Raw genomic sequence first — 18559 nt, forward strand, 5'->3', positions numbered from 1 at the left:
GGTCAGGCCCCCACCCTCCGGATAACGCATACCTCCGACATACCGCAGGGATCATGAACCGTCACCACCCGACGACAAACCGCAAAACTCAGTAAGTGCTCTAGCAGTCCAACAGGACCTGCCCGCCGTACTGGTCCGGCGTCTGCTCCACCACGCGGGGCTCGGCGCTCGGTAGCGTTGCTGCGACGGGACCTGAGTGATGAGCTGATGGCGGAGATCATCGAGCTCGGCTCCATACGGACTCTCGCTGCGAACTCCTTCGCGCCCTCTCGGGTCAGGGCACGCTTCGCGGAACATCCGGAGCCGTCCGTCCGGTGTGCGGTCGCGGCGAGCGTCAGAGACGAACCTCGGGGGCTGCTCGCCCGTCTGGCGGCCGACCCGGACCCTTCCGTGCGGTCGTTCCTCGCGATGAACGAGCATCTGCCGGCGGAGTTGCTGCGGATCCTGGCCGCGGACTCGCAGGCCAGTGTGCGGTCGCCGCACATCCAGACCTGCCACCCGGTCTGCGTGACCTGCTGGCAGAGGACCAGGACGTCTTCGTCAGGAACGCGATAGCAGCCCGGTCGGACACCCCGCCGGCGCTGCGTGAACAGATCGTGGCCACGCTGGAGCCCGACAGCCCCCTTGCTGAGTGGATGCTGGAGTTCAGACGAAACGGCTCTGGCCGCAGTTGCGTGAATGATCTTCGAGACGCTGCCCGACGCGTCGAGTAGCCTCCTGCTGTGAAGGGGACCGAGCCGACTAATCCTGGAGTCGAGGCCGACCGCGGGCGCATCGCGCTGTGGCTGGACCCGGCCGATCTGGCCTGGCTGGCCAAGCATTGCGGCTGCGGGGTCGATGCAACCGAGGAGGAGAAGGACCGCTGCGGTCGAGTCCGCTTCCGGGCGAGTGCCGCGCTGCACAAGCACGGCCACTCTGGCTGACAGTCGGTCGACCGAAGGTCACTCACGAAACTGCGGCCAGACCCGACGAAACACCCACACCTGCCCCACAGCCCCACCGGCCCCGCCCCATCTCACACGGCAACAGGCAGAGTCCTTGCCCACTCAGGCCGGGCTGTAGCTGAGCCGCTGTTGTCAAGCTGCCTGAGGCAGCACGGCCGCGGACGCTGAGTGTGTGGTTCGGCCTTCGCGAGCCTCGGGTGCGCAAGCCTGCCGAACGGTTCTCACCCAAGTTCTGAGCAGGAAGTCAGCAATCGGTGACCTCCGGGCTGACCGGGGGCAGCGCCCAAGGTTCCAGCGTTCCGTCACAGAGCTCGGCCAGGAACTGCACCACTCCACCCTCGTAGTGCCACCAGCCCCCGTTCCGAGACGCGACGGTGACCCGCCACTGCTGCGGGCCGTACTCGATGGAGCTCCACAAGAAACGGTCGCCTTCGGCTGACTCACCCCAGGGCAGCAAGCCGCCGGGCGCCGGATAAGGGCGGCGCAGGTCGGCGGCATCATCAGAGTCCCACCAGTCCCGATCGTCCCGCATGGCCCGAAAGCGATAGATCTCCCTGCCCGGGTCGGGAAGGCTGACGAGGAGGAAGTCGTCGAGCTCGAAGGCGGGATACCGCTCGGCCAGGCACTTGAAGTCGGCAGGCAAGACGACGTCGAGGCCGTCCTCGATGACGCTCCAGTCGAGCTCCGCGGGCTCCGGCCTGCGGTGATCTACGAGCCCAGGCACAGCGCCCTCCAACGTGGAGATCGCCTCGTCCGGATCAAGAATCCTGCGGATCGGTGCCTGAGTGCCGATGAAATCGTCATCAATCATGGCGAGCGGAGTGCCAGATCGCTCCAGCAGCTCGAACCGAGCCTGGACCCGCGTTTTCAACAGCCCTTCGATCAAGCCGATCATCCCCTCTCAGGCATGCGACGGGTCGGGCAGGCGGCTGCGGCACACCAAGTCCGGCTGCGGCCATCCGCAGGGCCAGGGTGCGGCCGGTGTCTGGGTGTGCGGCGAGGCCGGCGCACACCGCGCCGGGCTGGTCGAGGTCGGTGCCGGTCCCGTGGCAGACGAGGTGCCCCTCGGTAGCCAGGCAGTCGTGGACCAGAGCGGCGCGCTGGCCCGGCAACCGGTTGCCGGCGTTGCGGGGGCGGAAGTCGCACGTCCTGCACCGCTCGGGCATCACCCGCACCTGCAGGGAGGTTTGGTCATCGAGGCGGCAGGCCCCTTCCGTCACGGGAGCGGTGGCGGTCGGCTGGGCTGGTTCGCGGGACGGCATCGCGAAATGTGCCGACTAGATCATTCGGCTACGGGGAGGCACTCGGCGAGCAGGTCGAGGACGTCGTGCCAGGCTCGCTGCGCGTGCTGTGGGTGGTAGCCGACGCCGGGGACCGTGGGGTGCTCGACCGGCGGGTGGTGGAAGGCGTGCAGGGCGCCGCCGTAGACCGTGAGGCGCCAGTCGACGCCTGCGGCCTGCATCTCGGCGGTGAACGCGTCCCGTTGCGCGGGAGGCATGATCGGGTCCTCCGACCCGACCCCGGCCCACACCGGGCAGCGGATGCGCATCGCCTCCCCCGGTCGGCCCGTGGTCGTTGCGTTGACTGTCGCGATCGCGCGCAGGGGGACGCCGGCGCGCCCGAGTTCCAGCGCGGCGGCTCCCCCGGTGCCGTAGCCGAGGGCGGCGATCCGGTCGGGGTCGGTCCGCGGTTCGGCGCGCAGCACGTCGAGCGCCGCGTGGCCGATGTTCCGCAACCGGTCGGGGTCGGCGAGCAGCGGCAGGCAACGGGCCAGCATCTCATCGGGGTCACCCAAATAGCGCCCGCCGTGCAGGTCGAAGGCCAATGCTACGTATCCCAGCTCGGCGAGAGCGTCGGCCCGGCGGCGCTCGACGTCGCTGAGCCCCATGCCCTCTGGCCCGAGCAGCACCGCGGGCCGGCGATCGACACCGGCCGGGACGGCGAGGTAACCGATCATCGTCAGACCGTCGGCCTGGTACTCGATCGTGCGCGTCGTGATCGTCATGGGACTGGACCGTAGTGATGGCCGAGCTCGGCCCGGCCGGTGTTCACCGCTGGCAGAACAGCGCGGAGATGCCGCTGAGATGCGGCGATGGCGCACAAGATCCGTCGCAGACCCCGTTCCCGACAACTCGGCTCGCCCCGCTGCTCGGGATCCCCCCGGCCACCGTCTGCCGGGGGCATCCACAAGCTCGGGACCGCGGCCTGCGAGGCCCCGGAGTGACACACGGGTGAGGGCCGGACCGCCCGGTGGAGGGTGGTCCGGCCTTCGCTCGCGGCGGGGGGTTAGCCGTTGACGACGTGGTCGTAGCGCAGGGCGACGTAGCCCGAGGCGGCGTGGCCGGCGATGCGGCCGTCGCTGCCGCCGTTCAGGTAGTCCTGACCACGCATCATGTCGTCGTTGGTGTTCGCCTCGTGGATGTACGAGAACTTGCCCGCGGCCTTGTCGACCCACTTCTCGAAGAGCACCACGTGCCCGTCCAGGGTGTTCAGCGCGTCACCGGGCTGGAGGTCGGACTTGGAGATGGTGGCGGCGGTGCCCGGCAGGCTCTGGGTCGTGTAGCTGGTACCGGCGTGCCAGACCATGGAGACGAAGCCGGAGCAGTCGGTGCGGTAGGTGTGGTCGCCGTCCGGGTCGGAGGCGTACGCGCCCTGGTTGTAGGCGATGTCACGGCTCAGCCAGTTCGCGGCGCGGCTCATGATCTCGCTGCGTGCGATCTGCCCGCCCTTGGTGGAGGGGGTGGGGGTGGAGGGCGCCGGCGGCTGGTAGGTGCAGTCGTTGGCGAAGGCGGAGAGCAGGCTCTGGGTCCAGCCGCTCGTGTCGACCGGGTCGGCGGGGTGGTAGGCGATGTCGTCGCCCTTGCCGTCGGTGGGGTCGGCGTCGTGGTACCAGTACATCCCGCCGTTCGTACGGCCGTAGTAGAGGCCGCCGCCGGGCGAGACGAGGTTGTCGACCGCCGACCAGCCGGAGCTCTTGAGCTCCGAGCTCTCCCAGTCTCCGACGCCGTTGATCTGGTAGGACAGCAGGCGGCCGTCGGCGGTGGTGGCGATGAGGACGTCGTCGCCGGCGGCGGCGAGCGTCTTCAGGACGAAGCCGGTGTCGATCACGGCGTGCTTGGCGATGTGGGCGGGCCCGGCCGGCTTGGCCTGGGAGACGTTGTAGCGGTGGAGCTCGCCGCCGACCGTGCCGTAGAGGTGACCGGCGCCGTCGTAGGTCAGCTTGTCGAAGGTCCAGCCGCTGTCCCAGATCTTCGTGACACCGGCCAGGGCCAGGGCGCTGTCGTTGGTCTGGATGTCGACGCGGTACAGCGCGCCGGCCGTCGAGGTCACCAGGACGGTATTGAAGTTGAGGGTGGCCATCGCCTTGGGCGTGAAGCCGAGGTTCGCGCCGACCAGGGTCTTGACGCGGTCACCGGTGTCGGGGGCTATCGCCGTGTAGGTGAGGCGGCCGTCGGGGAGGGTGCCGTAGACCGACACGTTGCCGCCGCAGATGGCGGCGGCCTGGGCGGGCGCCGAGGTGAGAGTGATCATGGCGAGGGTGGTGGCAGAGACGGCCAGGGTGGCGGCGAGGCGGCGCTTGAACGACGACGAGGACATGGGTGTCTCCAGGTTCTGGGCAGCCCTGACGTACGCGCGTCGGGCCGGAAGGTGCGGGGAAGGGAAACGGGCGAGCGGGCGCGGCTCGGGGCCGCTCAGTACCAGTTGTTGTTCAGGAAGTGGGTCCAGGCGCCGCAGGGCGTGCCGTACTGGCCGTCGATGTAGGACAGGCCCCACTTGATCTGGGTGACCGGGTTGGTGCGCCAGTCGTCGCCGAAGGCGTCCATCTTCGAACCGGGCAGGGCCTGGGGGATGCCGTACGCCGTGGAGTTCGGGTTGTCGGCCCAGTAGCGCCAGCCGCTCTCCCTGTCCCAGAGCTGCTCCAGGCAGTTCCACTGGGTGGTGCTGTTCCAGGCGCCGCCGTCGTGCCGGTTCATCAGGTCGCGGCCGGCCGCCTTCACGGCGGGTATGTCGTGGCCGTCGAGCGGGTCCGCGGTGGTGGTGCAGCTGAAGGTCCCCGGCTGGGCGGAGAGCAGTCGTTGCGTCCAGCCGCCGGTGTTGACGGGGGTGTCGTTGTGGTAGGCGATGTCGGTGCCGGAACCGTCCGCCGGATTGGCGTCCTTGTACCAGTACATGGCGCCCGTGGTTTCGATACGACCGTAGTAGAGGCCGCCGCCGGGCGAGACGACCTGGTCGAAGCCGGACCAGCCGGACGGCTTGAGGTCGTCCCGATTCCAGGTGCCATCAGCGTTGATCTTGTAGGAGTAGAGTGCGCCGGCCGACGTGGTGGCGAGCAGACGGTCGTCCCCGGCGGCCGTGAGGGTCTTCAGGACGAAGCCGCTGCCGATCTCCTTGCGCTGGCCGATGTGCGCCGAGCCGGTCGGCTTGGGCTGTGAGACCAGGTATTGGAGCAGGACCCCTCCGGCCGTGCCGTACAGGTGGCCGTGTCCGTCGTAGGTGAGCTTGTCGTGGGTCCAGCCGCTGTCGAAGATCTTGACGGGCGGGCGTTCCAGGACGAGGGACTCGTTGTTGGTGAGGACGTCGAGGCGGTAGAGCGCGCCCGTCGTCGAGGTCACCAGGACGGTGTTGAAGTCGAGGGTGGCCATCGCCCGGGGCTCGAACCCCAGGTCCGCTCCGACCCGCACCTTCTTCAGCGCGCCGGTGGCCGGGGTGATGGTGCTGAAGGTCAGGCGGCCGTCGGGAAGGACGCCGTAGATCGAGGCGGTCCCGCCGCACGTGGTCGATGCCTCGGCGGCCGGGGCCGCGGCGACGGCCGCGGCGGTGAGCAGGCAGGCTCCGAGGGCGGTCGATAGGGCGGCTCCCGCGCTCTTACGGGCGGCCTGACGGAGGGTGGCGGTCACTTTGTTCTCCTGGGGAACGTTCGCGGCGCGGCTCGCCGGGGCGGTAGCCGTGCGCCTGCAGCGGCGCGCGGGCGCCGTCGAGGATGGCGTGGGCCTGGGTGAGGGCCGCGGCTTCGGAGGCGGCCCTCAGGAAGAGGTAGACGTCCACGCCGTCGGCTGCGGCTTTGGTCCGCAGGTGTTCGAGTCCGTGGGCGGCCGGCGTGTGGGCCCAGATCAGATCGGAGACGAGCGCGAGCACGCCCTCCGGGTCCGGGTCGGCACGTGGCCCTGAGAGTGAGGCCCGCACGACGCGCATCGCGGTCAATCCCAGTTGATGCTGTCCTGGGCGGACGCGGGCGCTGTGTCCCAGTTGATGCTGTCCTCGATGGACGCGGGCGCTGTATCCCAGTTGATGCTGTCCTCAATGGATGCGGGCGCGGTGTCCCAGTTGATGCTGCCGTCGGCGGCGGCGCTGACGCTGTGGTCCTCGGCTGCGGCCGCCGAGGCGGTGGTGACCGCGCCGGCGCACAGGGCGGTGAGGACGGCGGCGACAGCGGCGAAGCGGGCGGTGCGGGACATGGTTTCCCCCAGGTCACAGGCGTGGAAGCGAGGCGTTCGGTGCGGTGTGCTGCGCGCTGGTCCGGATCGTCCTTGCGGCTCTGGCCTGAGTCGGGGAGTTTCGTCCCCGCCGTCCCGGTGAACACCATGCTGCTGCCCGCGGGACACGCGAAGAAGGGGTTCCGGCTGGCACCAACAGGCCCTGGCACCTTGGTGACAGACTTCGCCTACGATCGCGGGGGCGACGCTCGCCGGGGGCGGCCCAACTACAGCCGGGAGGCTGGGAGATGCTGCAAACGCTGGGGCTCGGAGCCGACGTGGAAGCCGTGTACCGGGGCATGCTGGCCGACCCTTCGGGAGGCATCGCCGAGCTCAGTGACCGCCTCGGTCTGACCGAGACCCGGGTCCGCGAGGGCCTGGACCGGCTCGTCGACCTCGACCTGCTCAGACCGTCCCGGGACTGCCCGGGCGGCCTGCGCGCGGTGCGACCCGAACTGGGCCTGGAGCTGCTCCTGCGCCGCCAGGAAGAGGAGCTGGCCAGGCAGCAGCAGGAGCTGGCCCGCAGCAAGGCGGCCGCGGCGCAGGTGGTCTCCGAGTTCGCCGGACTCAGCCCCAACACCGAGGTCGACGGCGCGGAACGGCTCGTGGGGATGGACGCCATCCAGGGCCGCCTGGAGCAGCTCGCCCACGGACTGACCCGGGAGTGCCTGGCGATCCTGCCGGGCGGCGCACTGTCGGAAGCGAGCCTGGAGGCCTCCCGGCCGCTGGACCGGCGGGCATTGGACCGCGGCATCGAGATGCGCTCGGTCTACCAGGACAGCGCCCGCAACGATCCGACGACGCTGGCCTACGCGCGGTGGCTGACCGAACAGGGCGGCCAGGTGCGGACGAGTCCGCTGCTGCCGCCGCGTCTGCTGATATTCGACCGCGCGGTGGCGGTCGTCCCGATCGACCCGGACCGCTCCCGGCTCGGCGCCCTGTGCACCAGAGCGCCCGGGATCGTGGCCTCCCTGACCACCCTCTTCGAGCAGACGTGGGATGCGGCGGTACCGCTCGGCGCGGACCGGCCCCGCCCCAGCGACACCCTTCCCACCGCGACCGAACTCGAACTGCTGAAGCTCCTGGCCTCGGGCATGACCGACGAGGCCGCCGCCAAGCGCCTCGGGGTGTCCCTGCGCACCGTCCGGCGCCAGATGTCCGCCCTGATGGAACGCCTCCACGCGACGAGCCGCTTCGAAGCCGGCCTCAAAGCGGCGCAGCAGGGCTGGCTCTGACGATCGGGGGTTGTCGGCCGCCATGCCACACGCCTCCGCCCCGCCCCGCCCCGCCCCGGGAGAGAGGGTCAGGGCGAATGTGTCGCTCGGCTCAGGGTGGGCATATGAGGTCCCCCTCGGCTGCCGAGCTGCCGGGCCGGCAGGTGCCGGGGGCCGTGGCGGATGCCGACGGCGTTCGATGTGCGTATGGCCGCGATGGTGCGGTTCGAACGGGGCGGGGTTCAGCCGTTCCAGGGCGCGATGGGCATGACCGCGGCCTCCTCGACGGTGGCGGCCACCGCGAAGGCCCGGTCCGCGCCGGTGACCTCCAGCAGCCGGGCCAGCCGAGGTGGCACGGTGCCCGCCAGGACCACGGGCCGCTCCAGGACGGGGCGCAGCATGATGCCCAGCGCCGCCGAGTCGACGAACGTCACCGCTGCGGTGTCGAGTACGTAGCGGGTGATGCCGGGTGCGTCGGGTGCCATCGCGGTGCGCAGGCCGGTCACGGTGTCCATGTCGAACTCGCCCGTCATCACGATGATGCGCACGTCCCCGTCGGTGCGCACGCCGACGTGGCCCCGCGTCTCGGCGTCGTACCCCTCCGCGTCCGTGTTCGTGGCCGTGTCGCCGCTCATGTTCGTCCTCCTCACCTGTCAGTGCGTGCGCGGTAGTTTGACCACGGTGACGAAGAAGTCGTCGATCTGCTGGATCGCGCGGATGAACTGGTCGAGGTCCACCGGCTTCGTCACATAGGCGTTGGCGTGCAGCTTGTAGCTGCGCAGGATGTCCTCCTCCGCCGCCGACGTGGTGAGGACGACCACCGGGATGTGGCTCAGCTCAGGGTCCGTCTTGATCTGTTCGAGCACCTGACGGCCGTCGTACTTGGGCAGGTTCAGGTCGAGCAGGATCAGGTCGGGGCGCGGGGCCCCGGTGTGCGCGCCGCGGCGGTAGAGGAAGTCGAGTGCCTCCAGGCCGTCGCGCACGACGTGCAGGACGTTGCCGATCTTGTTGTCCTCGAAGGCCTCTCGGGTCATCAGTTCGTCGCCGGCGTCGTCCTCGACGAGGAGGACTTCGGCGGGGGTGGCCTGGGGGCGATCGGATGGGATGCTCATGCGTCGGTTCCTTCGGAAGGGGTGGCGCCGGCGGTGGGTCCGGCTTCGCCGGCTGGGTCCGGGCCGTCGTCGGAGTCCGGGCCGTCGGCGACGGGGAGGGTCATGACGATCCGGGTGCCCACCTCGTGGTCGGTGTCGATGCGGATGCGCCCGCCCGCGTTCTCCACGATCTTCTTGCAGAGCGAGAGGCCTATCCCGGTGCCGCCGTACGCGTCCCGGCCGTGCAGGCGCTGGAAGATCACGAACACCTTGTCGGCGAACTCGGTCGGGATGCCGATGCCGTTGTCCGTGACCGCGAAGGCGGCGAAGCCGGGCTCGGTGGCGGGGTCGTCGACCACCGCCACCTCGATCCGGGGGTCCCGATCGGGCGAGCGGAACTTGACGGCGTTGCCCAGCAGGTTCTGCCACAGCATGGTCAGCAGGGTCGGGTCGCCCAGCACCCGCGGGAGCCGCTCCGGCCGGGCGACCTCGGCGCCGCTCTCCTCGACGGCGGCGGCGAGGTTGCGCAGGGCGCGGTCCAGGGTGGCGTCGAGCTCGACCGTCTCGCACCCGTCCTGGACCCGACCCACCCGGGAGTAGGTGAGCAGGTCGTTGATCAGGACCTGCATGCGCTTCGCGCCGTCGACGGCGAAGCCGATGTACTGGGTGCCGCGCTCGTCGAGCTGGTCCCCGTACCGCTTCTCCAGCAGCTGGCAGAAGGAGGCCACCTTGCGCAGGGGTTCCTGGAGGTCGTGCGAGGCGACGTACGCGAATTGCTCGAGCTCGGCGTTGGAGCGGCGCAGCTCCACCGCCTGGGCGTCCAGTTCCGCGGCCGTGCGGTCCAGCCGCTCGGCGTTGCGGCGCGAGAGGTGCAGCTCTGCCACCGTGCGCCGGCGCATCGCTTCCACCGACAGGGCCAGGGCCTGCAGGTCGGAGGGGCCTCGCAGCGGGATCTCCTCGTCGAAGGCGCCGTCCGCGACCCGTTGGGAGGCCGTCCTGATCCGGGTGAGCGGGCGCAGGACGCCGAGCTGGAGCAGGACCGCGAGTCCGGCTCCCGCCAGGAGGAGGCCGATGACGATCGCCAGCAGGATGTGGTCGCGCTGCCGGCGCGCCTCGCCGAAGGTGCTGCGGGCCTCGGCCTGGACGGTGTCGAGCCGGGCCTGCTGCGCGGTGATCCGGCGGCGGACCTCGTCGAAGCGGTCCTTGCCGCTCTGCGCCGAAGGGGGCGCGGTGCCCTCGCGCACGGCACGGACGGCGGGGTCCGCGAACTCCTGTCGCCAGGTGCGTGCGGCCACTTCCACCGCGGTCAGGTCAGCGCGCGCCTCGGCGTCGTCGTCGACGACGGCCCTCAGCCGGTCGGAGGCGGCGCGCTCCTCCGCAAGGCCGCGATCGTACGGTTCCAGCAGTGCGGGCTCGTCCACGAGCAGGTAGCCGCGGACTCCGGTCTCCTGGTCCAGCAGGGCGGTCTCCAGGCGCAGCGCGTCGCGCTGGGCGGGCAGGATCCCGTCGACGAGCCGGTTCCCGGCGGCGGTGGTGTGCGACAGCAGGACGGCCCCCACCGCGCTCGTCGCCACGACCACGAGGGCCAGGCCGAGGAGCACCGTGTTCAGCCAGGTCTGCAGGCTCGGGCCGCGGCGGCCCCGCGCGGACCGTCCTTCGGGGGTGGCTTCGGTTCCTGCGGGGGGAGTCACGTGGGGGTGTTCCATTCGAGGTGGAGTACGGCGACGTCGTCGGCCAGACCGCCCCAGTCCGCGGCGAGGTCCTGCGCTGTCTGGATCAGTAAGTCGACGAAGGGTTCGGCGGGCAGGTCGGCCTGCTTGCGGGCGATTTCCAGCAGGCCCTCCTCGTCGAGGCGGGCGGGGCCGGGGCCGATCCGGCCCTCGATCAGGCCGTCTGTGAAGAGCATCACGGCGCCGCCGGGCACCAGGGGAACCTCCGTGACGGGCCAGTCGGGACCCCATCCGGGCATGATGCCGAGGGCGGGTCCGCCGGGGACGAGCCGCAGGTCCACCCCGCCCGGTGAGCGGACCAGGAAACCGGGGTGGCCGGCGCGCTGGACGGAGACCGAGGCGGCTCCGGCCGGCCGGGTCAGGGCGGTGAGGGTGGTGAAGATCTCCGCGCCGGAGCGCTCCGCGAGCAGGATCTGCTCCAGCAGCCGGAGCAGTTCGGCGCCGCGTGCGCCGGCCATGACGAAGGCCCGCCAGGCCACGCGCAGGCACACGCCGAGGGCGGCCTCGCTCGGGCCGTGTCCGGAAACGTCGCCGACGACGGCGTGGGTGGCTCCGTCGGGGGTCTGGACGACGTCGTAGAAGTCCCCGCCGAGCAGCGTCTGGGACCGTCCCGGCTGGTAGCGGGCACAGACGCGTACGGTGTCGGCCGCGCCGTCCAGCAGCAGGGGCGTGGGCAGCAGCCCCCGTTCGAGGCGGGCGTTCTCCTCGGCGCGCAGGATGCCCGCCTGAAGGGCGACGGCGGCGAGCTCGGTGTGCTTGCGCTGGATCGCGTACCGGATCGCCCGGATGAAGACGTCGGCTTCCAGACGTCCCTTGACGAGGTAGTCCTGCGCGCCGGCGGCGACGGCTGCCAGGCCGGCCCGTTCCTCGGAGAGCCCGGTCAGGACGACCACCGCAGCCTCCGCACAGGAGCCCAGGACCCTCGTGAGGCCGTCGAGGCCTTGGGCGTCGGGCAGGTGCAGGTCGAGCAGAACGCACTGAGGGCTTTCCTCCCCCAGCAGGCTCAGCGCGTCCGCGAGGGAGCGGGCCCGTCCGAGGCGGACGTCGATGCCGCTGTCCTCGACGAGCTCCTCGACGAGGACGGCGTCGCCTTCGTCGTCCTCGATGAGCAGGATGTACGGCGGCACGCCGTTCCAGAGGGCCAGCGACTCGTCCGTCTCCGTGACGGCGATCTCTTGGGGCGGCATCGCGCTCTGCTGCTGTGCCGGAACGGCCGTGCGCCGTTGCGGTCCCACTCCGATGGTGCTCCCCATGGTGTCGCGCCAGTCCTTCCCACCGCTGACGCGGACACCTGGACGCCCGAATGCGCCGGTGCCACCTTAGTTCGATCATTTGCCTCTAGGCAATATTTCATGGGATCAATTACCAGCCTTCCCGACCGGGGGCGCTCCTTGGGCACGGCGCTCCGGCGGGGCCCTACGGTTCCAGCCGCCCCGCGTCGGGCCGACCGTGCCAGTCCAGGCAGACCACCATGGCGTCGTCGACGATTTCCACGCCGCCCCGATGCCCGGCGAGCTCCTCCAGAAGGGCACGCGGCACCTGGGAGGGCGGCAACAGCCGGGTGTTCATGACGGCCCGGGCCAGGGCGTGCAGGCCGTAGCGCTCACCGCCCGGCGAGAGGACGTCGTAGACGCCGTCGCTCAGGAAGAACAGCCGGTCGCCGGGCAGGACGTGGAAGCGCTGGCAGGAGTAGACGGTGTCCTCGAACATGCCGAGCGGCAGCTGCGCCTCCAGCACCACCTCCTCCACGACGCCGGCGCGCAGTCGCCAGACGCGCGGCGAGCCGGCGTCGATGACCTCGACCTCACCGGTGTCCAGGCAGAACCGGAGCAGCAGCATCGCCAGGTGCACGCGACCGTGGTACTGGCCGAACAGGGCCTGGTCGGCCAGGGCCGCCTGGTCGATGAGGCCGAGGCCGGACCGCCGGGCGTTGCGCAGGGCGCTGACGGCGAGGTTCGTCAACAGGGCGGCATCGATGCCCTCGCCCATGCCGTTGTTGACGGTCAGCGTCAGGTGGTCGGCGCCGGACGACCAGTCGAAGCTGTCCCCGAAGACGGCGTAGGCGGGATCGAGCTGGGCTCCGAGGTCGTACTCGGGGCGGGAGCAGGAGCGCCCGGGCAGCAGCTGCCACTGCATCTCGGCGGCCAGGGTGAGCCGTCGGGCCCGTCTGGCCTGGAGGAACACGTCCGTGTCCCGGTCGGCCACGAGGATCTCGTGACCCAGCGCTTCGGCCACCTCCTGCAGCGGCCCGAGCCGTGAGCGGTCGTAGGCACCGGCGGCGTACGCCACGCTCAGGACTCCGAGGCGGTCCCCGCGCACGCTCACCGGCAGGTGGACGACGGCGCCGCCTCCACCGGGCCCGGTGGGGTCCTGCGGACTCGACGGGGCGACGTACGGTTCCTGGGAGCCGAAGGCCCGGCCCGCCGGGCCCTGGTGCGCGGGCACCGACTCGACGGTGAAGGGCTGCCGGGTGAAGAGCTGGAGCCGGGCCGAGGCGTAGTCCGCCAGCAGCAGCTCGACGCCGTGCGCACCGTGCTGCCGGAGCAGCAACTCACGTACCGCGTCGAACAGCTCGTGGGGGGCGGCCCCCCGCAACGCGTGCCCCGCTTCGCCGTCCATCGCATCGCCTCCGACCACCGGACCACTACCTACCTCTCGCGCGAATGCTAGAAATGGAGGACCACGAAGCGGCCCGCAGACGCGGGGAAGCACCGATGTCCGTTAGGGAGTGTCACATGAGCCAGCGGCAGATCCGCTCCGCCCGGCCCGCCGTGGCCACCGCGGCAGCCGCGGTGGCGGAGACGAGCGAGCTGATCGAGCTGCTGGCGGTCGTATGGGAGGGCAGCCGCGACACGGCCAGCGCACCGCCCGTCTCTTCCGCACAGGCCCGGGTGCTGTTCCTGATCGACGGGCACGGGGAGATGAACCTGCGAGAACTCGGACGGCTGCTGGAGGCCGCCCCTCCGTCGGTGACCCGGCTCTGCGACCGCCTCCAGGCCGTCGGGTTCGTCGAGCGCCACCCGGGGGCGGACGACCGCCGCGAGGTACTGCTGGCCCTGACGTCCGCCGGGCGGTCCTACCTCGGGGACCTGCGCGCCCGCAGGCAGGAGGCACTGGCCGCGGCCGTGGCGGCGATGCCGCCGGCCTCGCGCGCCGCGCTGGCGGTCGGCCTCGCCGACTTCTGCGCGGCCGTGGCAGCCCCGCTCCGGCTGGCGCCCGAACGGACGGCGCCACCGCGCACGGCCTGACCCCGGCGGCCCGAAGGTCCCGCTCCGTCCCGCTCCGTCTCGCTCCGTCCCGCTCCGTCTCGTGGCGGTCCGCGGGCTGTACGCCTCCCGGCCTGTGGCCCGTGACCTGTGGCCTGTGGCCTGTGCGAAGCCGGCGACGTGCCCTCGTCGCGCCCGCCACGGCACGGTCCTCAAGGGGCGTGAGCTGGCTCGTGTGGCGGCTCAGGGCTGCTCCTGCTTGGCTTGGGACGTCCACGCCCCGAGCCACGCAGGAGCGATCATGAGCAGCCGGAATCAGCCGAGCGAGCGAGCACGCAAGATGCGCGACGAGGCCGAGACGCTGGAGCAGGCGGCGCAGCACGCCACCGATCCCGCGGAGCGACAGCGGCTGACCGACAAGGCCCTGCGCATCCGGGAGAAGAGCGAGCGGGAGAACGGCAGGGGCAGCGGGACCATGGACCCCATGTAGACGCCTCGGACTCGGACGAGACGTGGTGCACCGCTCGACCACCCGGACCCGGCCCAGCACGGCCAACGGCTCCGTCCCCGGAACGGTCAACCGCTCCACCGACGCCCCGAACTCGCCCTCGGCCAGAACCGCGAGTTCCTCCGCGTCCACGTCCGCGTCCACGTCCGCGTGCTTCGGCCAGCCGGACAACTCGTCGTCTCAGGAGTCCGCGCGGTCTACGGGTTGGGGTCCGTGCCAGTCCAGGCACAGTACGGTCGCGTCGTCTCGGGGCGGTTTGCCGTCATGGGCATCGCTGACAGCGCCGACGAGGGTACGTACGACCTCACGCGGGTGCTCGGCCGCGGTTTTCCGCAGGAGGGCGGGGAGGTCGACTGTTTCGGCCTGGCGTTCCTGCATACCGTCGGTGTGCAGAAGGAGGCGGTCCCCGGGTCGAAGGTCGAGGTCCTGGACCTGGTAGGCGCCCTGGATGCGGACGCCGAAGGGCAGGTTCACGGCCAGGCGTAGTTCGGTGACGGCCCCGTCGCGCAGCCGAAGCGGCCAGGGGTGGCCGGCGTTGACGAGTTGCGCACCGCTTCCGTCGAGGGCGATGCGTAGGAGTTGGCCGGTGGCGAAGGTGCGGTTGCCGTGATCGAGGAGGGCCTGGTGGGTTTGGCGGGCCTGTTCCTGGAGGCCGGTTCCGGCTCGGCGGGCGCCGCGGGAGGCGTTGACCAGGAGCGTTGCCATGAGGGAGGCGTTCACGTCGTGGCCCATGGCGTCGGTGATCGACAGGTGCAGGGTGTGTGCGTCGAGGCTGTAGTCGTAGGTGTCGCCCGCGATGTCGGAGGCGGGGACGAGTGCACCGGCGAGGCTGAACTGGGGGGCTTCGCAGGCGGCGGCGGAGGGCAGGAGCTGGCGCTGGATCTCGGCGGCAAGGCTGACGGTGGTGGTGCGGTTGCCCCAGTGGTAGAGATCGGTGAAACGCCGGTCGGTGACGATGATGTACGCCAGCGCGTGAGCGGCCTCCTCCACCTGTGCCAGCACGTCGTCGGTGACCTCGGTGAGGAATAGCTCCAGAACGCCGATCGTGTCACCGCGGTTCGTCACGGGGGCAAGGACCCGTCGTCCCTGTCCGTTCGCGGCCTCCAAAACCGGCTTCTGGCTTCGCAGAACCTCGTCGTACACACCGCTGTCGGCGAGGGGGATCCGCTCGGCGCGATCGGCCGGGATGGCCCCGTCCGTGTCGTGGACCCGCAACATGCGCCGGCCGACGATGTCGACGAACAGGAACGACACGTACCGGGCGGCGAACCGGTCCCGCAGATTGCGGGCCACTACGTCAAGAGAGTCCACCGGAGCGGCGACCTCAGCCTCCGCCAGTACACCAGCAAGCCCGATCCGATCACGTGCCACATCATCCTCCAAAGGTTGCGGGCGCTCCTACCCGCAAAGGACGCAAGCACAACCGGGACAACCCACAGGCGGCCCGACAAGACGTGTCGCCCCAGTTCGGGACACTTTCTCGCGAACCGAGAGCGCAAGTCGATCCGTACGCGGGCTCGGGCTTCAGCGCGCCGCGCCCCCATACGGGTTTGGCCCCGGAGAGCGGAATTTCCTCTTGACCCCTTCAAGCACCGCGAGTTCGTTGTCCTGCCGGGGTGCGGCGTGCGCCGCGCGCCACGGTCGGCTGGTCGATTGGCAGCGGCACTACGCCTCACGAGGCGGTGTCAGACTCCTGTTGGATGATCCCCTCATGCTGATCGCAACCACTGAACGCGGCCACGTGGTGAAGCGCGCCACCAAGCCCGCCATCGGGACGATGCCGGCCCGACTGCAACGGGGCGATGCCCACATGGTCGTGGAGCGGGTGGACGAGGAACGGCCGGGTAGCTGGTACATCCAGGTCCTGCTGCGCGAGAACAACACCTACCAGCCCGAACACCGGGACGGCATGCCCGAGCAGCACTTCCGGACCTTGACCGTTTCCCAGGAGAAGGTCCTCTCGGCACTGCTCGGCCGGGCTGCCGCGAAGCCGGGCTGGAAGGACGGATTCATGTGGAACAACATCGGCGAGCAGTTCACCACCGGCGACCATGCGGCTTCGGATCCCGCCGGCGGTGCGAAGCAGCCGACGACCCCCCAAGCACGCTGACCGGCGCGGTCAGGTTCGATGACACGAACCATGCCGTCGTCAGATTTCAGTGGCAATCGGTCAAAGATCGCTGGCGCAGGACAGCCGCTCTCGCTGACCGGCCTTGGCAGCAACCTCGGTGCAGTTGGCGGCATCCACGAGGAGGCGAACACGTACAGGCCATCCGTGGATGCGGGGTCATGCGGCGTGTTCGGTGCAGAGGCAGCCGACGCCCCGCTCGATCCATTCCTGGCCGACCCACTCGGGATGACGCTCGATCAGCAGGGCCCGGACCTCGGCGACGATCGCATCCTCGCCCATCGCGGAGTCGCGCCGCCGCCACGTCTCGTCGCGCAGCTCGCGCAGGTAGTCGCGGACGTCGGCGAGCACCCGCGGGCCGCCGAGGTCGCCGTGCCCGGGCACCACCACCCGGGGGCCGGTGGCGGCGAGCCGGTCCAGCACCGCCAGCCAGCGCACTCCCGAGACGTCCGTGTCGTACGGCGGGAACCACGGGAAGATGGCGAACTGCCCGGTCTCGGCCAGGTCCCCGGTGAACAGCACGCCGGCGTCCGGCACCTCGACCACCTGGTCGCCCGTGGTGTGGCCTCGGCCGGTGGGCCGCAGCCGTACGGTTCGGCCGCCGAGGTCCAGGTCGTACCCGTCGTCGTAGACCACATCGGGGGTGGGCACCCGGACGTCGTCGAGACGGCGGGCGATCGACCCGCCGAAGCCCCGGAACATCTCCAGGTATCCCGGCCCCTTCGTCTTCAGGTCATCGTCCTGGGCGCGGTTGACCAGGTAGGTGGCGTGGCCGGCGAACGCCTGGGCGCCGAAGGCGTGCTCGGGGTGGAAGTGCGTGGTGGTCAGGTACAGCCGACGGCCCTTGGCCACCTCGGAGGCGAAGGCGAGGACCTGCTCGGCGTTGGCGGTGCCGATCCCCGTCTCGACGACCAGGACGGCCTGCGTGCCGCCGATGACGCCGATGTTAGGCACCAGCTGGACCCGGTGGTTCGGGATCACCACCAGGTCGGGGGCGATCTCCTGGGCACCGGCAACCTGCACGGCGGGGTCGGGCATCAGTTCGTTGTTCATGCTCCGATTCGACCGCCCGGGCCTCCCCGCCGTCCAAGACCCGTTCCGCGAGCTCAATACCGTACGGGTATCGCCACCGGTCATGGGGGTACGCACGCTGCGCTCCTTCATGGCCGTCGCCGAGGAACTCCACTTCGGCCGGGCCGCCGCCGGCGTCACGCTCACCACGGCCGGAGCGGCGCTGCTGGACGAGGCCCGCACCTGCTCGACCACGCCGACCAGGTACGCGTGCAGGTGGGCGCGGCGGCCGGCCGAGAGGCGAGTCTCACAACTCGCCTATGCCGTAGGGCACTTCTCGTTTCCCGGCCGAACCGAGTCCCTATCCCCCAAGGTCGCTAGGACATGACATCGAGTGGCCGCAGGAAGCGGCGCTCATACCGCTTGATGCAGCGGGTGTTGCGTGCCAGTTCGAAGGCATCCTGACACTCCGGGTCGGTCATGCTGTCCGTGCGGTACTGCTCGTACGCGGCGAGGCTGGGAAATGAGAAGAGGGCGTAGGCGATGTCGCTGTCGCCCTCGCTCGGCAGGAAGTAGCCGTGGTGCGTCCCGCCCAACCGGTTGACGAGCCCGACCCAGCGGCGACCGTACTCCTCGAAATCCTCAAGCTTGTCGACGTCGATCTCGTACTTCAGATGAATGGTGATCACGCCCCACATCATGCTGTACCCCGGTTCGGGCTCGAAGGCGCCCTCCACACTTTGGTGCTCACCCGGCAGACGCACATGGTGCGCGGCCCGCACCGACACCACCAGCAACGTGGACGACACCGCCACCGGCACCTCGGTCTTGTCATGGGCCAGCGGCCACCCGACCACCGCCGCCCGGCCGAACCGCGGCATCATCTCCGGGCCACTCCCCCAACGGCACCCAATCCCGCCCCGGCACCACCGGGTCCAGGACCGCAAGTGGGGACCGACCCGACCCCCCGGGCATGGGCCGCATCCGGGCCAAGCGGCACGTGCCGATCGAGAACGACCGCTTGGTCCCGCCGCCGAGCCAGGGGCGCCACCCGGTTGCCGAGGTCCGAGTCCCGGGCACGTTCGACCCCTCGGGCGCGGCCGCCGGCGCCTGGGATCGACCGGCTATCGCCCCAGGTCGGATCCAACCGTCGGATCCAAGGGCCTGCGGATTATTAACTCGCCGTCTTGATCTCCGGCGGGAGGGTGATGCCGACCGCGCTCGCGTGGTCGTAGAGATGTTGCAGTGTGGTG

The 18559-nt window shown here is 70.6% G+C and carries 19 protein-coding genes; 5 read left to right on the top strand and 14 right to left on the bottom strand.

Going from position 1 to position 18559, the window contains the following annotated elements; all coding sequences use genetic code 11:
- The first annotated feature begins 722 nt into the window (after window positions 1-722).
- Entirely contained in the window at window positions 723-923 is a 201-nt protein-coding gene (locus ACIQWR_RS40605) for a hypothetical protein (protein WP_404020947.1), read from the top strand.
- A gap of 265 nt (window positions 924-1188) precedes the next feature.
- On the opposite strand, the gene ACIQWR_RS40610 is transcribed toward ACIQWR_RS40605, so the two are convergent.
- From ACIQWR_RS40610 to ACIQWR_RS40635, 6 genes are all read right to left on the bottom strand, one after another.
- On the bottom strand, window positions 1189-1839 hold the full coding sequence (locus ACIQWR_RS40610) for an SMI1/KNR4 family protein (protein ID WP_404020950.1): 651 nt from the start codon (window positions 1837-1839) through the stop codon (window positions 1189-1191).
- A gap of 387 nt (window positions 1840-2226) precedes the next feature.
- Entirely contained in the window at window positions 2227-2949 is a 723-nt protein-coding gene (locus tag ACIQWR_RS40615) for a dienelactone hydrolase family protein (protein ID WP_404020953.1), read from the bottom strand.
- A 281-nt stretch (window positions 2950-3230) separates the two neighbouring features.
- Window positions 3231-4541 (bottom strand): tachylectin-related carbohydrate-binding protein, encoded by a 1311-nt coding sequence (locus tag ACIQWR_RS40620; protein WP_404020956.1) that lies wholly within the window; start codon window positions 4539-4541, stop codon window positions 3231-3233.
- Window positions 4542-4636: 95 nt separating this feature from the next.
- A complete protein-coding gene (locus tag ACIQWR_RS40625; protein WP_404020959.1) occupies window positions 4637-5842 on the bottom strand; it encodes a peptidase S1 and S6 in 1206 nt (401 codons plus the stop codon).
- A complete protein-coding gene (locus ACIQWR_RS40630) occupies window positions 5811-6146 on the bottom strand; it encodes a hypothetical protein (protein WP_404020963.1) in 336 nt (111 codons plus the stop codon). Before ACIQWR_RS40630 ends, ACIQWR_RS40625 begins: the two co-directional genes overlap by 32 nt.
- A complete protein-coding gene (locus ACIQWR_RS40635; protein WP_404020966.1) occupies window positions 6143-6400 on the bottom strand; it encodes a hypothetical protein in 258 nt (85 codons plus the stop codon). The genes ACIQWR_RS40630 and ACIQWR_RS40635 overlap by 4 nt, the downstream gene beginning before the upstream one ends.
- 266 nt (window positions 6401-6666) lie before the next feature.
- Between ACIQWR_RS40635 and ACIQWR_RS40640 the strand changes: the two genes are divergently transcribed.
- Window positions 6667-7653, top strand: a complete 987-nt coding sequence (locus tag ACIQWR_RS40640) for a LuxR C-terminal-related transcriptional regulator (protein ID WP_404020969.1) — start codon at window positions 6667-6669, stop codon at window positions 7651-7653.
- 221 nt (window positions 7654-7874) lie between these two features.
- Here the strand turns inward: ACIQWR_RS40640 and ACIQWR_RS40645 are convergent, their stop codons facing one another.
- The 5 genes from ACIQWR_RS40645 to ACIQWR_RS40665 form a co-directional block, all read right to left on the bottom strand.
- Entirely contained in the window at window positions 7875-8267 is a 393-nt protein-coding gene (locus ACIQWR_RS40645) for an STAS domain-containing protein (RefSeq protein ID WP_404020972.1), read from the bottom strand.
- 18 nt (window positions 8268-8285) lie between these two features.
- Window positions 8286-8744 (bottom strand): response regulator, encoded by a 459-nt coding sequence (locus ACIQWR_RS40650; RefSeq protein ID WP_404020975.1) that lies wholly within the window; start codon window positions 8742-8744, stop codon window positions 8286-8288.
- Window positions 8741-10414, bottom strand: coding sequence for an ATP-binding protein (locus tag ACIQWR_RS40655; protein WP_404020978.1), 1674 nt, complete (start codon window positions 10412-10414; stop codon window positions 8741-8743). The genes ACIQWR_RS40650 and ACIQWR_RS40655 overlap by 4 nt, the downstream gene beginning before the upstream one ends.
- Complete coding sequence (locus tag ACIQWR_RS40660; protein WP_404020981.1) at window positions 10411-11706, bottom strand: PP2C family protein-serine/threonine phosphatase; 1296 nt, start codon at window positions 11704-11706, stop codon at window positions 10411-10413. The genes ACIQWR_RS40655 and ACIQWR_RS40660 overlap by 4 nt, the downstream gene beginning before the upstream one ends.
- Window positions 11707-11869: 163 nt before the next feature.
- Window positions 11870-13072: a PP2C family protein-serine/threonine phosphatase gene (locus tag ACIQWR_RS40665; RefSeq protein WP_404020984.1), complete on the bottom strand. Its 1203-nt coding sequence runs from the start codon at window positions 13070-13072 to the stop codon at window positions 11870-11872.
- A 116-nt stretch (window positions 13073-13188) separates the two neighbouring features.
- On the opposite strand from ACIQWR_RS40665, the gene ACIQWR_RS40670 reads away from it, so the two are divergent.
- Both ACIQWR_RS40670 and ACIQWR_RS40675 read left to right on the top strand, forming a co-directional pair.
- Window positions 13189-13701 carry a MarR family winged helix-turn-helix transcriptional regulator gene (locus ACIQWR_RS40670; protein WP_404020987.1) on the top strand — a complete coding sequence of 171 codons (513 nt, stop codon included), beginning with the start codon at window positions 13189-13191 and terminating at the stop codon, window positions 13699-13701.
- Window positions 13702-13960: 259 nt separating this feature from the next.
- The gene (locus ACIQWR_RS40675) at window positions 13961-14149 is read left to right on the top strand and encodes a DUF6381 family protein (RefSeq protein WP_404020990.1); all 189 of its coding nucleotides are present in this window, start codon (window positions 13961-13963) and stop codon (window positions 14147-14149) included.
- 198 nt (window positions 14150-14347) lie between these two features.
- Here ACIQWR_RS40675 and ACIQWR_RS40680 read toward each other — a convergent pair whose 3' ends face one another.
- Window positions 14348-15538, bottom strand: a complete 1191-nt coding sequence (locus ACIQWR_RS40680; RefSeq protein ID WP_404020993.1) for a PP2C family protein-serine/threonine phosphatase — start codon at window positions 15536-15538, stop codon at window positions 14348-14350.
- A 340-nt stretch (window positions 15539-15878) separates the two neighbouring features.
- Between ACIQWR_RS40680 and ACIQWR_RS40685 the strand changes: the two genes are divergently transcribed.
- Window positions 15879-16277, top strand: coding sequence for a hypothetical protein (locus ACIQWR_RS40685; RefSeq protein ID WP_404020996.1), 399 nt, complete (start codon window positions 15879-15881; stop codon window positions 16275-16277).
- A 177-nt stretch (window positions 16278-16454) separates the two neighbouring features.
- On the opposite strand, the gene ACIQWR_RS40690 is transcribed toward ACIQWR_RS40685, so the two are convergent.
- On the bottom strand, window positions 16455-17348 hold the full coding sequence (locus ACIQWR_RS40690; protein WP_404020999.1) for an MBL fold metallo-hydrolase: 894 nt from the start codon (window positions 17346-17348) through the stop codon (window positions 16455-16457).
- A 335-nt stretch (window positions 17349-17683) separates the two neighbouring features.
- A complete protein-coding gene (locus ACIQWR_RS40695; protein ID WP_404021002.1) occupies window positions 17684-17995 on the bottom strand; it encodes an NIPSNAP family protein in 312 nt (103 codons plus the stop codon).
- Window positions 17996-18559: the final 564 nt, after the last annotated feature.

The organism is Streptomyces sp. NPDC098789 (genome assembly GCF_044759975.1).
In the GTDB taxonomy this organism is placed as follows: Bacteria; Actinomycetota; Actinomycetes; order Streptomycetales; family Streptomycetaceae; genus Streptomyces.

Coding starts and splice junctions, on each gene's coding strand:
- ACIQWR_RS40610 (WP_404020950.1), bottom strand. CDS start 1,839: ATGATCGGCTTGATCGAAGGGCTGTTGAAAACGCGGGTCCAGGCTCGG.
- ACIQWR_RS40615 (WP_404020953.1), bottom strand. CDS start 2,949: ATGACGATCACGACGCGCACGATCGAGTACCAGGCCGACGGTCTGACG.
- ACIQWR_RS40620 (WP_404020956.1), bottom strand. CDS start 4,541: ATGTCCTCGTCGTCGTTCAAGCGCCGCCTCGCCGCCACCCTGGCCGTC.
- ACIQWR_RS40635 (WP_404020966.1), bottom strand. CDS start 6,400: ATGTCCCGCACCGCCCGCTTCGCCGCTGTCGCCGCCGTCCTCACCGCC.
- ACIQWR_RS40640 (WP_404020969.1), top strand. CDS start 6,667: ATGCTGCAAACGCTGGGGCTCGGAGCCGACGTGGAAGCCGTGTACCGG.
- ACIQWR_RS40645 (WP_404020972.1), bottom strand. CDS start 8,267: ATGAGCGGCGACACGGCCACGAACACGGACGCGGAGGGGTACGACGCC.
- ACIQWR_RS40650 (WP_404020975.1), bottom strand. CDS start 8,744: ATGAGCATCCCATCCGATCGCCCCCAGGCCACCCCCGCCGAAGTCCTC.
- ACIQWR_RS40660 (WP_404020981.1), bottom strand. CDS start 11,706: ATGGGGAGCACCATCGGAGTGGGACCGCAACGGCGCACGGCCGTTCCG.
- ACIQWR_RS40665 (WP_404020984.1), bottom strand. CDS start 13,072: ATGGACGGCGAAGCGGGGCACGCGTTGCGGGGGGCCGCCCCCCACGAG.
- ACIQWR_RS40670 (WP_404020987.1), top strand. CDS start 13,189: ATGAGCCAGCGGCAGATCCGCTCCGCCCGGCCCGCCGTGGCCACCGCG.
- ACIQWR_RS40675 (WP_404020990.1), top strand. CDS start 13,961: ATGAGCAGCCGGAATCAGCCGAGCGAGCGAGCACGCAAGATGCGCGAC.
- ACIQWR_RS40685 (WP_404020996.1), top strand. CDS start 15,879: ATGCTGATCGCAACCACTGAACGCGGCCACGTGGTGAAGCGCGCCACC.
- ACIQWR_RS40690 (WP_404020999.1), bottom strand. CDS start 17,348: ATGAACAACGAACTGATGCCCGACCCCGCCGTGCAGGTTGCCGGTGCC.